Below are 13,470 nucleotides of genomic sequence, written 5' to 3' on the forward strand. Positions count from 1 at the left end.
TTTTAAAAAATACATCGCCATGAAAACTTTAATGGATCCTAAAAGAACTATTTTAAGTCATTAACATCATAAATTAGTCCCTTTAAGTGCCATTTTTAAAATTATCCTACCTGTATCCACGTCGTCTTCAGCTCCGTGTATTTATCCAGCGCGTGCAGCGACTTGTCACGCCCGTTGCCCGACTGTTTGTAGCCGCCGAACGGCACGGTGATGTCGTCGCCGTCGTACTGGTTGACGTGCACGGTGCCCGCACGCAGGGCGCGCGCCGTCTGGATGGCCTTGGTGATGTCGGACGTCCACACGGCCGCCTGCAAGCCATACGGCGTGGCGTTGGCCTGTTTGATGGCTTCGGCGATATCCGTAAAGCCCAGCACGGAAAGGACAGGGCCGAAGATTTCTTCGCGCGCGATCGTCATGCCCGCATCCACGCCGAAGATGGTCGGCTGCACGTAGTAGCCGCCCGTCTCCGCGCGCACGGCCTCGCCGCCGCCCAGCAGCTGCGCACCCTCCTGCTTGCCGGACGCGATGTAGCCCATCACGGTCTTCATCTGCGTGGCGTCGACGATGGCCCCCATGACGGTGGCTTCGTCGAGCGGGTCGCCGGGCTGGAAGCGGGGCAGCATGGCCTGCGCCTTGGCGATAAATTCCTCCCTGATCGATTCTTCCACGAACAGGCGCGAGGGCGCGTTGCAGCTTTCGCCCTGATTGAAGAAGATGGAACCGACGGCGGCCGCCACGGCCTTGTCCAGGTCAGGGCAATCGGCGCACACGATGTTGGCGGACTTGCCGCCGAGTTCCGTCCACGCCCGTTTCAAATTCGACTGGCCCGCCATCTGCACGATCAACTTGCCCGTGCGCGTGGAACCCGTAAAACCGATGCAATCGACGTCCATGTGCAGCGCCAGCGCGGCGCCCGCCTCGTTGCCGTAGCCGGGCAGCACGTTGAAGACGCCTGGCGGCACGCCCGCCTGCAGCGCGATGTCGGCCAGGCGCAGCGCCGTCAGCGGCGACTTTTCGGACGGTTTCAATATCACGCTGTTGCCGGCCGCGAGGGCGGGCGCGATTTTCCAGGCCGCCATGATCATCGGGTAATTCCACGGCACGATGGCGGCGACGACGCCCACCGGTTCGCGCGTGATCAGGGCCAGGCTGTTGGCGGGAGTCGGGGCGATTTCATCGTAGACCTTGTCGATCGCCTCGCCATACCAGCGCAGGCAATTGGCCGTGGCGCCCACGTCCACGCTCTGGCTGTATTTGATCGGCTTGCCCATGTCCAGGGTTTCCAGCAGGGCCAGTTCAGGACCGTTCTGCTGCACCAGGTCGGCGAACTTGATCAGGATGCGCTTGCGCTGCGCCGGCGATTTTCCCGCCCAGCGGCGGTCGTCGAAGGCGGCGCGGGCGGCTTGCACGGCAAGGTCTACGTCCGCGCCATCGCAGCGGGCCACCTGCCCCAGCAAGCGCCCGTCGATGGGCGACAGATTGTCGAAAGTCTGGCCGGATGTGGCCCAGGCACGCTCGCCGTTGATGAAGGCGCGTCCGTCGATCGTGAGCGCTGCGGCCCGTGCATGCCAGCTGGTGTTTTCCGTCATGGTCGTCTCCTGCAAGGTGAAAACGCCAGCTTACTCCTAAGTAGGGCGTAATAAATTATTGTTATTTCTGACTTCCATACCCGGCGCTCTGCAAGGTGGCCGACGAGGCTTGCCCGCTGCTAGCAGTGCTCGCACTGCGTCGCAGCGGGCGCCTTGCAGAGCATCCGGTTCTGTTCGTCATAACTTCACAATAATTTCCCATGATCTACTTAGTCCCCCAAATACGCCGCGGACAGTTGCTTGCGGCGCCTGCGGTCGGCGCGCGCCAGCATCACGGCGTACGCGATCACGGCAAGCGTCACGACGAGGATGGTCAGCGCGGCGATGGCGTTCACGCGCGGGTCGAGCCCCAGGCGCGCGCGCGAGAAGATCACCAGCGGCATCGTCGTCGAGCCGGGGCCGGACAGGAAAGCGGACAGCACCACGTCGTCAAGTGACAGGGTAAACGTCAGCAGCCAGGCCGAGGCCAGGGCTTGCGTGATGTTCGGCAGAGTCACGAGGAAGAACACCTGGTGCGCGCGGCAGCCCAGGTCCATGGCCGCTTCGGCCAGGGACTTGCTCATCTCCTGCAGGCGCGATTGCACCACCACGGCCGCATACGCCATGCCCAGCAAGGTGTGGCCGAGCCAGATGGTCAGCACGCCCCGCTCGGGAAAACCGAAGACCTTTTGCATGGACACGAGCATCAGCAGCAGGGACAGGCCGATGATCACTTCCGGCATCACCAAGGGCGCGCTGACCATGGCGGAAAACACGGTGCGGCCACGGAAGCGCTGGTAGCTGGTCAAGGCAAAGGCGGCAAAGGTGCCGAGGATGACGGAGGACGTGGCCGACATGAAGGCGATCTTCAGGGACAAGCCGAAGCCCGAGATGATTTCCGCATCGCTCATCAACTCGCTGTACCAGCGCAGCGAAAAACCAGTCCACACCATGTCCTGGCGCGAGCTGTTGAACGAAAAGACGATCAGCACGATGATGGGCAGGTAGAGGAACAGGTAGCCGAGCGAGAGCCAGCCGCGGCCGAACCAGCGCTGGAAGAAGTTACGTCCGTTCATGTGCGCTCCTCCGCGTCCTGGTCCGTCTTGTATTTGTTAAAAATCGCCATCGGCACGAGAATCAGCAGGATGACCAGCACCGTCACCGACGACGCCATGGCCCAGTCGTTGTTCGTGAAGTATTCGTCCCACAGCACGCGGCCTATCATCAGGGTTTCCGGGCCGCCCAGCAGCTCGGGGATCACGTATTCGCCCACGGATGGAATGAACACCAGCATGGCGCCGGCGATGATGCCCGACTTCGACAGGGGCACGGTGATGCGCCAGAACGCCTGCAAGGGCGTGGCGCCCAGATCGGCCGCCGCTTCCAGGTAGCGCATGTCCATTTTCACGAGGTTTGCATACAGGGGCAAAATCATGAAGGGCATGTAGGCGTACACCATGCCGACCACCAGCGAAAACGAGGTGTTCATCATGTGCAGCGGTTCGCTCACGACGCCCAGCGCGATCAGCAGGTCGTTGAGCAGGCCGTGGTTGGCCAGGATGCCCTTCCACGCATACACGCGCAGCAGGAACGAGGTCCAGAACGGCAGCATCACCAGCATCATCAGCACGGGGCGGATCGATGGCTTGGCGCGCGCCATGAAGTAGGCGAACGGGTAGCCGATGAAGAGGCAAATGGCCGTGGTAATGGCCGCATACTTGATGGAACTGAGGTAGGTGAGCAGATACAGTTCATCGGCGGCGATGAACAGGTAGTTGGCGATTTTCACCTTCAGCACGACGATGCCGTCGACGTACGACAGCAAGCCGCCGAACGGACTGCCCGCCGTATCCATGTCGGACAGGCTGATGCGCAGCACGATCAGGAAGGGCACCAAAAAGGCGGCCGTCAGGAACAGCGACGGCACGGCGATGACGGCATTGCGGCCAGTGAGCCAGCGCAGGGTGACGAGCTTGCGCAGCGATTGCAGGAGGGACGTCATGATGGCCTCAGCTGGTCAGCACGACGATGTCGGCGCCATCCCACCACACCCACACGCGCTGTTCGCGCTCGAGGCGCGCGGCGTCGTGGCGGGCCGCGTTGGTGCGCGACACTTTCACCACCGTGCCGCTGTCGAGGCGCACGTGGTAGCTGGTTTCATTGCCAAAATACGCCATCGCGACGATCACGCCCTGGGCGCAGTTGTAGCCGTGTTCGGCCGGCGACGCCCGTTCTTCCAAGGCGGGTGGCGCGACCTGGATGCCGATCTTTTCGGGGCGCACGGCCACCGAGACATCCATGCCCAGGTTGCCCGTGATGCCGTGCGAAACATAGTGCTCGCCATCGGGCGTGGCGATGACCACGTGATCGGGTTCATCCTGTGTGATGCTGCCGTCGAACAGGTTGACGCTGCCGATGAAGTCGGCGACGAAGCGGCAGTTCGGCGTTTCATAGATTTCACCGGGTGCGCCCACCTGCAGGATGCGCCCTTCGCTCATGACGGCGATGCGCGTGGCCATGCTCATGGCCTCGTCCTGGTCGTGCGTGACCATCACGCAGGTGACGCCCACCTGCTCGATGATGTTGACCAGCTCCATCTGCGTGCGCTCGCGCAGTTTTTTATCGAGCGCACCCAGCGGCTCGTCGAGCAGCAGCAACTGCGGCCGCTTGGCCAGGCTGCGCGCCAGCGCCACGCGCTGCTGCTGCCCGCCCGACAGCTGGTGCGGCTTGCGCTTCGCGTATTGGCCCAGCTGCACCAGCGCCAGCATTTGCTCGACGCGCGCCGCCACTTCCGCTTTCGGCAGACCGTCGCGGCGCAGGCCGAAAGCGATGTTGTCCCACACGGACAAATGGGGAAACAGCGCGTAGGACTGGAACATCATGTTGATGGGGCGCTGGTGCGGCGGCACATCGACGATGCTGCTGCCCGCCAGGGCGATGCGCCCCGACGTCGGCGTCTCGAAGCCGGCCAGCATGCGCAGCAGGGTCGACTTGCCGCAACCTGAACTGCCCAGCAAGGCGAAAATCTCGCCCTTGTTGATCGTCACGGAAATATCATTGACGGCGCGCACGCCATCGAATTCCTTGACCAGTTGATCAATCAGCAAGAAAGGCGCTGGGGCGTCGCTGGCCGACGCGGCTGGTGTTGCTATCGTCATGTGGGTGCTTTGGGTAAGAGGGTGTCAAATGAAAAACTGGCCGCTACAAAGAGCGGCCAGGATGGAAGTTTAGCGGAACTGCCGCTTATCGGGTCTAAAAATTGTACAGATGTCGATAAAAACCCAACAGCAGAGACTGGGGTCGTACCCTCAGGGTACGACCCCGGCCCTTGCGTTTGGGTTCGACGATAGCTACACCCAGCCCTTCGCTTTCACATCCGCATACGTCTTGTCCAGGCACAGCCGTATCAAGCCCACCATTTCATCGATCTGCGCGCGCGTCATGACCAGCGGCGGGGCGACGATCATGCGCTCGCCCACGGCGCGCATGATGACGCCGTTGTCGAACATGTGGCCGCGGCAGATCATGCCCACGCCCTGGCCCTCGTCGAACAGCTCGTTCTCGTGCACGGTGGCGCCCTTCCTGCGCACCAGATTCAGGCCAGCGACCAGGCCGCAGCTGTCCGCATAGCCGACCAGCGGGTGTTCGCCCAGGCTGGCGAAACACTGCTGCAGGTAAGGCCCCGTATCCTCGGCCACCTTGGCCACCAGCCGCTCTTCCTCGATGATGCGGATGTTTTCCAGCGCCGCCGCGCAGGCGACGGGGTGGCCCGAATACGTGAAGCCGTGCGTGAATTCGCCGCCCTGCTCGATCAGCACCTTGGCGACGCGGTCGCCCACCAGCACGCCGCCCAGCGGCACATAGCCCGAGGTGACGCCCTTGGCAAACGTGATCAGGTCGGGCTTGATGCCGAACAGTTCGGAGCCGAACCAGCGGCCAAGGCGGCCGAAGCCGCAGATGACTTCATCGGCGATCAGCAAGATGCCGTACTTGTCGCAGATGCGCTGGATTTCGGGCCAGTACGTCGATGGCGGGATGATGACGCCGCCCGCGCCCTGCACCGGCTCGCCGATGAAGGCGGCCACCTTGTCGGCGCCGATTTCCAGGATTTTGTCTTCCAGCCAGCCGGCCGCCTTCAGGCCGAAGGCTTCCGGCGTCAAGCCGTGGCCCGACTCCAGGTAATTGGGCTGGCCGATGTGCGCAATGCCCGGTATCGGCATGCCGCCCTGCGCATGCATGCCATCCATGCCGCCCAGGGACGCTCCCGCCACCGTGCTGCCGTGATAGGCGTTGTGGCGGCTGATGATGGTGTGGCGTTCCTTGTAGCCGAGGATGTCCCAGTAGCGGCGCACCATGCGCAGATTCGTGTCGTTGCCTTCGGAGCCGGAACTGGTGAAGAACACATGCTGGAACTGCGGCGGAGATATCTGCGCCAGCTTGGCGGCCAGCTGCGCGGCCGGCACGTTCGTCGTGCCAAAGAAGCTGTTATAGAACGGCAGCGTCTCCATCTGTTTGTAGACAGCTTGCGAGATCGACGTGCGACCATAGCCCACGTTCACGCACCACAGACCCGACATGCCATCGACAATCTTCTTGCCCTGGCTATCCCACAGGTAGACGCCGTCGCCGCGCACCATCACCCTGGCGCCCTTGCTTGCCAGGTCCTGGAAATCGGTGAATGGATGCAGGTAGTGGGCCGCGTCCATCTGCTGGATGGCGGCCGTGTCGTACACCTGCGGCGCCGCGTTTTTCTGCGCCACGGAGGCAACCAGGGCGGCGCTTGGCGCCAGCGGATTATTGGATGTGCTCATTGAGATCCTTTCTTAAACGTGGAGCAGAAGATGTTCGCGCTCCCACGGGCTGATGACGGTCATGAACTCCTGGTGCTCGAGGTCCTTGATGGCCGCATACACGTCGATGAAGCGCTCGCCCAGCACCGTGCGCAGCTTGTCTTCCGCGCGCAGCAGTTGCAGAGCCTCGGGCAAGCCTTGCGGCAATTCGAACTTCATGTCGTAGGCGCTGCCCACCATCATCGGCGTCGCTTCCAGCTGCTCCGTCATGCCCAGGTAGCCGCAGGCCAAAGTGACGGCCAGGGCCAGGTAGGGATTCGCATCGGCGCCGATGATGCGGTTTTCCACGCGGCGGTCCTGCACGCCCGATTCGGGCACGCGGAAGCCCACCGTGCGGTTGTCCAGGCCCCACTGGATGTTGATCGGCGCGGCCGTGTGGCGCACGATGCGGCGGTAGGAATTCACATAGGGCGCGACGATAGCCATGGCCGACGGCATGTAGCGCTGCAAGCCCGCGATGTAATGCTTGAAAATGGGCGCGGCCGAGCCGTCCTCATTGCTGAAGATATTCAGGCCCGTCTTCGCGTCGACGACGCTCTGATGCACGTGCATGGCGGACCCCGGCTCGCCCGCCATGGGCTTGGCCATGAAGGTGGCATACATATCGTGTTTCAGGGCCGCTTCGCGCAGGGTGCGCTTGAAGAAGAAGACCTTGTCTGCCAGGCCCAGAGGATCGCCGTGCAGGAAGTTGATTTCCATCTGCCCCGCGCCGATTTCGTGGATCAGGGTGTCGACGTCAAGGTTCATCAGTTCGCAGTAATCGTAGATATCCTCGAACAGGGGATCGAACTCGTTGACGGCATCGATGCTGTACACCTGGCGGCTCGTCTCGGCCCGGCCGCTGCGCCCGATGGGCGGTTTCAATGGCAAGTCCGGGTCCGTGTTTTTCGCCGTCAGGTAGAACTCCAGCTCGGGCGCCACGACAGGTTTCCAGCCCTTGTCCGCATACAGTTTCAGCACGCGCCGCAGCACGGAGCGCGGAGCGAAATCGACCAGCGCGCCGTCGGAAAAATAGCAGTCGTGGATGACTTGCGCGGTGGGGTCCGTGGCCCATGGCACCATGGTGATGGTGGTGGGATCGGCCTTCAGAATCATGTCGCGGTCGGTGCTGGAAATGGCGCGGTCATAGCCGCCGTCGTCGACCGGGTAATTGCCCGTCACCGTCATGCCCAGTACCGCTTCCGGGATGCGCATGCCGCGCTCCTGGGTAAATTTCCCGCGCGGCAGGATCTTCCCGCGCGCCACGCCCGTCAAGTCGGGGACCAGGCATTCGATTTCCGTGACGCGCTTTTCATTGAGCCACAAATCCATGTCCGTATAAGTGAAATTTTCGCGTATTGCCATGTTTCCCTCTCGCTGGTCTTGATCAAACGCCGCGTGCTACTCGTGCGGCGTGCCTGTCATCCTTTTTTCATCCTTGTCATTCTTTATTTCTGTGCTGCTGTTCCCGGTAATCGCGGCATGCCTGGCCGAAGGCGCCAAACAGGCGCATGGACTGCGGGTTGTCTTCCACCTGCCACTCCGGGTGCCATTGCACGGCCAGGGTAAAGCCGGCGGCGCTGGCCACCCTATATGCTTCCACCAGGCCGTCGTCGGCCAGCGCTTCCACCAGCAAGCCATCGGCCAGCCTGGCGACGCCCTGGCCATGCAGGGAATTGACCATCATTTCGCTCTCGCCGCCCAGCAACCGTGACAGCAAGCCGTCGGGCATCAGCTTGATGCGGTGCGCAGGCCCGTATTGGCGCTCCAAAGGATCGAGCACGTTCTCGCGGTGGTCCTGCATGCCCGGAACCGCATGCACGGCCTGGTGCAGACTGCCGCCCAGGGCCACGTTGACTTCCTGGAAGCCGCGGCAAATGGCGAGCAAGGGCAGCTGGCGCGCCAGCGCGGCGCGGATCAGGGGCAAGGTAGTGGCGTCGCGCGCGGGGTCTTGCGGCAGGTCGGGATGAAGGATGGCTTCGCCATACAGGCGGGCGTCGACGTTCGAGGCGGAACCGGTCAGCATGACGCCGTCGGCGACGTGCAACGCCGCTTCCAGGTCCGCGCCCGCGCCCAGGGCGGGCAGCAGCAGCGGCATGCAGCCGGCGCCGTGCAGCACGGCATGCAGGTATTTGTCCTGCGCCATGTGCCAGGCGTGGCTGCCAAGCTGGCGCTGGCAGGCGGGAACGAGAACGATGGGACGGCGCATGGAGCTACCTCGCTGACGTGACGATCCAATGACAGCGCCATGACAGCGCTGCCGCTCGCTTCACTGTACAGCAGAGCCGCGGGCAGCGGCCACACCGATGGGCATGGCCAGCGATGGCACACATCGCCTACACTACGGCTTTGCAATATTGCACTTAGTAAAATCATCATATGCCCGTCCGGCGCCAAACGCCAGCGCCGCCGGCAAAGTTGACCACTTTCCCATGCCTCCACACCGTATTCCAGCCTTCCCGAACATCTTTTCCACCCCGAGAGGGCGGCCATGAAGACCATGCCATGGCGCGACTTCTTCGCCCTCGTCGTCAGCATCGGCGTGGTGGGCCTGGGCCTGGGCGCCACCATGCCGCTCACCGCCCTGACCCTGCACCAGCGCGGTGTCGGCACGGACATCATCGGCATGATCACGGCCGTCAGCGCCCTCGGCATCCTGGCCGCCTCGCCATTCGTCTCGGGCTGGGTGGGACGTTTCGGCGCGCGCGCCACCATGCTGGGCGCCGTGTGGGTGGCCTCGCTGGCGACGATCGCCATGCAGTGTACCGACCACCTGCTGGCATGGAGCGTGCTGCGCTTCCTGTTCGGCGGCGCCATGGGCGTGCTGTTTACCATCGGCGAAGCGTGGGTGAACCGGCTGGCGCCCGACAATTCCCGGGGGCGCGTGGTGGCCATGTACACCACCAGCTTTACCTTTTTCCAGCTGATCGGCCCCGCCCTCGTGGCGCTGTTCAACGACAAGATCAGCTGGAGTTTCGCCGCCTGCGGCCTGCTGTTCTTGCTGGCCGTGCCGGGATTGATGCTGATCTCGAACAGCGGCCCGGAAAGGGAGCCGGAAGAACACGGCGTGAAATGGACCCTGATCCTGCCGCGCATGCCGATGATCGTGCTGGGCGCCGCCTTCTTCGCCCTGTTCGATACGCTGGCATTGAGCTTGCTGCCGCTGTACGCGATGGAACACGGCATCGGCACGGACCTGGCGCTGCTGTCGGCCACCGTGGTGCTGGTGGGCGACACGGGCCTGCAATTCGCGCTGGGCTGGATGGCCGACCGCTACGGCCGCGCCAAAGTCCACGCGGGCTGCGGCGTGGCCGTCTGCCTGCTGCTGCCGCTGCTGCCGTTTGCCGTCGGCACGCCATGGCTGTGGTGGACCTTGCTGCTGTTGCTGGGCGCGGCGGCGGGCGGCATCTACATGCTGGCGCTGGTGGCCTGCGGCGAACGGTTTACGGGCCTGTCGCTGACCAGCGCCAGCGCCATCGTCAACGCCACCTGGGGCGTGACCAGCGGCGGCGGCCCCCTGCTGACGGGGGTCCTGATGCAATCGGTGGGCGTGAACGCCCTGCCGGCCGTGATGTGGGTGTGCGCCGCCATTTTCGTCGGCAGCGCCGTGTGGGAACGCAGGAAGGGAATCGTGTAGCCCAGCAGATCGAGCCTTCAATTCCGGGGTCAGACCCGCCGGGTCTGACCCCAGCTCTTTGCCTGCGGGTTAAGGCAGCGCATCAACTCGCTATTGCTTCTGCTTTTCCAGCCGCTGCCGCAGTTCCTCGGCCACCGGATAGTCGGGATAGGCCTGCCTGAACGCCGTCCACTCCTCGTGCGCCAAGGTGCCCTCGCCCGCCTTGAGCAGGGCGTCGATCTTCACCAGCCACACGCCAGCGTCGAGTTTTGCGGGCGGCGGTAGCGGCGCGGAGCGGGCCGCGACCGGGACGGGCGCCTGGCGCTGCATACTGGACTCGGCCTGCATGGCCGCTTGCTGCTCCATCGCCTGGCTCATCGCCGTGGCAGGCGCCGGTGGGGGCGGCGGTGCTGGCGGCGCCGGTGGCGCCACTGCTATCGTCTGCGGCGCGGGAAACGAGGCTGGCGCCGGCGGCGCTGGCTTGGCTGCCATTTTGGCCATGGCGCGCGGCGCTGGCGCAGCCGACGGCGGTGGCGCAGGCGCAGCGGCCGTTGCGGCAACAGGTGCGGTGGCAGGCGCGGACATCACCTCCTGCGTGACCGGCTCCCCCACCACGGGAAATTGCGCCGGCTTCGAACCGAACCAGTCCACGCCAATCAGATTCACCGTCAGCAGCACGGCCGCGGCCAGTCCCAGCGGAACGCGCCAGCGCTGCAGGTAGTCCGGCGATTTCTTGGCCGGCAAGGTACGCAGCGCGCCATCGGCGCTATCGTTCGCGGCTACCGGTTTTTGCAAGGCTTTTTCCGCATCCGCCAGAATGGCCGCATCGAGGGCGCTGGAAGGCGCGGGCTGCGGCAGGCTGGCCAGCAGCGCGTTCAATTCCTCGTCATTCGGTTCGTGGTTATCTTGATCGTGCGTATTCATGCCTGTCCTCCCGCGCTAGCGGCGCTGTCCAAGCCCGCGCGCAATTTCTGCATGGCGTAGCGCAGCCGGCTCTTGACGGTTTCCGCTTCCGCCCCCGTCACCACGGCGATCTCGAGGATGCTCATGCCGCTGAACTGCTGCAGCACCAGCGCTTCCTTCTGCTCCACCGGCAGCGCGGCGATGGCCGCATGCAGCAGCGCGTGCTGCTGTTTCTGCTCCAGCGACTGCGGCGGCGATGCGCCCTCGTCCGCCAGTTCGCCCGCGTCATCGTGTTCCTGTCCTTCCCGCTGGCGCAGCAGGTCGATCAGGCGGTTGCGCGCGATCTGGTACAGATAGGTGCGGAATGCCGCTTGCGGCTGATAGCCGGCACGCGCCGCGTGCAGGCTGGCCCACGCATCCTGCACGATCTCGTCCACCCACGCGCGGCGCGGCGAACGCCAGGCCACGAAGCGGTACAGGCCCTGGCTATGGCGCCGGTACAGTTCACGAAACGACGGCAGGTCGCCGGCGCTGTAGCGCAGCATCAGGTCTTCATCCGTCGCGGTAATGAGGGTGTCGGGCATGCGGAGCAGTGTAGCCGAACTGCGCGGCAGCGGCAATTTCACTGCGCCATCAACGTGCAGTGGGCGCATAGCTGATGCGGCGTACTTCGCGGATCTGTCCATCCCTGAGCGCCCCTTCCACCAGTTCGTAGCCGAGCAGGGCGAAGACCCGGCCCTGCAGGAACAGGGGCCGCGCATTGCCATACCAGTCCACGCAGGACGCGCGGCAGCCGTCATCCGGCGCCTGGCCCGGCCGCGCGGCCAGCGCCCCCAGTTCCGTCAATGTCAAACCGCTGTTGCGCAGGTACAGGACGGAGGCGGATGACTTGTTAAGGCCACGCCGCTCGTCCGCGCCCAGGATGGGCAAGCCGATCATGCCCTCGCTGGCCGCTTGCGGCTTGTAGAAAAAGCCGTGGCTGCGCGACTCGCCCTGCGCCGCGTCGGCGCGGATGTAGCGCGTGGCGATCGCCGCCTGCGTCCCCAGGCCGATGGTGCTGAAGTGCAGATCCCTGCCCTGCGCGCCGATCACCACGGCGTCATTGCCCAGCGCCTCGATGCGCTCCACGCCATGCGGCAGGGACAAGGCTTGCACGCTGCCCGCATCGGCCCAGCGCACGGCGTACAGGGGCTGGCGCGGCCAGGCCTGGTCCGCCTTGCGGCGTCCGGCATTGCCCGGATTGCCGTACAACAGATAGGACCCCACGTAGCGGTTCTGCAAGCCGTAGCCGCCGCCGCCGGGCAGCGCCTTGTAGCTGCTGGCGGGCGCGCTGTCGCGGCCATCGGAAAACGAGGCCAATGGCACGCGCAGCAAGGCCATGTCGCCGCGCCCCCGCGCGCCATCCCACATGGCGTCGCCCTGGCCTTCGGCGCGCAGCAGCACGTTCAGGTGGCCATCGCTGCTTTCCAGGAACGAGAACTGGTCGACGGGCGCGCCGGCCACCTTCAGGGCGCTGGGCGCGCCGCCATCGAGGGGAATGCGGAATACGCCCGAGTCGCTGCCGCGGCGCGTCGTCCACACGAAAACGGATTCGCCCGACACATAGAACACGCGGCCCTGCGGCCCCATGACGGCCGTCGCTTCGCAGCGCATGTCGCGCTGCGCCAGGTCGCACACGGTGACCGTGTGCAGGGTCAGGCCGAAGCCCGTTTCGGGTTCTTCATCGGTGCGGTAGATGCGCGTGGCCGGGGCGATGCGCTTGAAGTCGGATGGCACGGCGTCAGGACGCCAGCGGCGCAGCGCGGGGAAGCCGCCGAACGGGTCGCCTCGGCGCAGGTTCAGCGACAGGGGCGAGTAAAACACCAGTTTGCCGCCGACCAGGCGGCTCGCGTAATTGCGCGAGGAATAATAATCGTTGGAGCGCAAATGATACGTGGAACGGTAGGCCAGCTTGCCGTCCCCATTGACGTCGAACAGGCCGATCTCCGTGCCGCCACGGCTGTAGCTGTAGCCGATCACCACCACCGTGTCGCCATCGATCAGCATCTCGTCATACCAGCTGCCGGACGGGTCGCTGCCCGGCGCGAACGCGTCGAGCGTAGACACGGGCTGCAAGGCGTTGCCGCCCACCTGCACGGTGAACAGCTTGCCGCGCCGGAGCATCACCAGGTGCTTGCCATGCAGCTTGACGATGCCGCCTTCGTCCACGCCCGCCGTCTGCACATTGGTGACGGATTCCGCAGCTTCTGCCGATGGCGCGGGGACAGCCTTGGCCGCCATCGGCGCGGGAGGAACGGGAGGAGCGGGAGGAGCCGCCATGGACTGCGCCGAATACTGCGCCGTGGCGCGCTGCAGTTTTTGCTGCCGCAGCAGCAACGCCTCCTGGCGCGCCTGCAACTGCTGCAGGTAGCTGCTCAAGGCTTGCTCGCTGGCGAACGGCGCCAGGGTCTTGCGCGGCGCCGTGCCGGCGGCGTGGCTGCCTGCCGACAGCAGCAGGGACAGTATCAATGTGATCTTGCAGGCGCTGGACATCGCTTCTTCTCCGGTTGGCTGG

Annotated in this window: 11 protein-coding genes; 1 reads left to right on the plus strand and 10 read right to left on the minus strand. The window is 64.7% G+C overall.

Going from position 1 to position 13,470, the window contains the following annotated elements; all coding sequences use genetic code 11:
- Positions 1-101: 101 nt before the first annotated feature.
- The 7 genes from CLU90_RS15860 to CLU90_RS15890 form a co-directional block, all read right to left on the minus strand.
- Positions 102-1,589, minus strand: coding sequence for an aldehyde dehydrogenase (locus CLU90_RS15860; protein ID WP_100428363.1), 1,488 nt, complete (start codon positions 1,587-1,589; stop codon positions 102-104).
- A gap of 209 nt (positions 1,590-1,798) precedes the next feature.
- On the minus strand, positions 1,799-2,644 hold the full coding sequence (locus tag CLU90_RS15865) for an ABC transporter permease (RefSeq protein ID WP_092711864.1): 846 nt from the start codon (positions 2,642-2,644) through the stop codon (positions 1,799-1,801).
- A complete protein-coding gene (locus CLU90_RS15870; protein WP_100428364.1) occupies positions 2,641-3,570 on the minus strand; it encodes an ABC transporter permease subunit in 930 nt (309 codons plus the stop codon). Before CLU90_RS15870 ends, CLU90_RS15865 begins: the two co-directional genes overlap by 4 nt.
- A 7-nt stretch (positions 3,571-3,577) precedes the next feature.
- Entirely contained in the window at positions 3,578-4,726 is a 1,149-nt protein-coding gene (locus tag CLU90_RS15875; protein ID WP_100428365.1) for an ABC transporter ATP-binding protein, read from the minus strand.
- Between the two features lie 192 nt (positions 4,727-4,918).
- Complete coding sequence (locus tag CLU90_RS15880) at positions 4,919-6,379, minus strand: aspartate aminotransferase family protein (protein ID WP_100428366.1); 1,461 nt, start codon at positions 6,377-6,379, stop codon at positions 4,919-4,921.
- A 12-nt stretch (positions 6,380-6,391) separates the two neighbouring features.
- On the minus strand, positions 6,392-7,762 hold the full coding sequence (locus CLU90_RS15885) for a glutamine synthetase family protein (RefSeq protein ID WP_099376355.1): 1,371 nt from the start codon (positions 7,760-7,762) through the stop codon (positions 6,392-6,394).
- Positions 7,763-7,838: 76 nt separating this feature from the next.
- Entirely contained in the window at positions 7,839-8,606 is a 768-nt protein-coding gene (locus CLU90_RS15890; protein WP_100428367.1) for a gamma-glutamyl-gamma-aminobutyrate hydrolase family protein, read from the minus strand.
- Positions 8,607-8,888: 282 nt separating this feature from the next.
- On the opposite strand from CLU90_RS15890, the gene CLU90_RS15895 reads away from it, so the two are divergent.
- Positions 8,889-10,034 (plus strand): MFS transporter, encoded by a 1,146-nt coding sequence (locus CLU90_RS15895; protein WP_092711876.1) that lies wholly within the window; start codon positions 8,889-8,891, stop codon positions 10,032-10,034.
- 90 nt (positions 10,035-10,124) lie between these two features.
- Here the strand turns inward: CLU90_RS15895 and CLU90_RS29340 are convergent, their stop codons facing one another.
- The 3 genes from CLU90_RS29340 to CLU90_RS15915 are packed head-to-tail and all read right to left on the minus strand — an operon-like array spanning position 10,125 to position 13,448.
- Positions 10,125-10,937, minus strand: a complete 813-nt coding sequence (locus CLU90_RS29340; protein WP_139178208.1) for a hypothetical protein — start codon at positions 10,935-10,937, stop codon at positions 10,125-10,127.
- Entirely contained in the window at positions 10,934-11,500 is a 567-nt protein-coding gene (locus CLU90_RS15910; protein WP_232731223.1) for a sigma-70 family RNA polymerase sigma factor, read from the minus strand. The genes CLU90_RS29340 and CLU90_RS15910 overlap by 4 nt, the downstream gene beginning before the upstream one ends.
- Before the next feature lie 49 nt (positions 11,501-11,549).
- Entirely contained in the window at positions 11,550-13,448 is a 1,899-nt protein-coding gene (locus CLU90_RS15915) for a beta-propeller domain-containing protein (protein ID WP_092711882.1), read from the minus strand.
- Between the last annotated feature and the right edge of the window lie 22 nt (positions 13,449-13,470).

Source organism: Janthinobacterium sp. 67 (assembly GCF_002797895.1).
Taxonomy (GTDB): Bacteria; Pseudomonadota; Gammaproteobacteria; order Burkholderiales; family Burkholderiaceae_D; genus Janthinobacterium.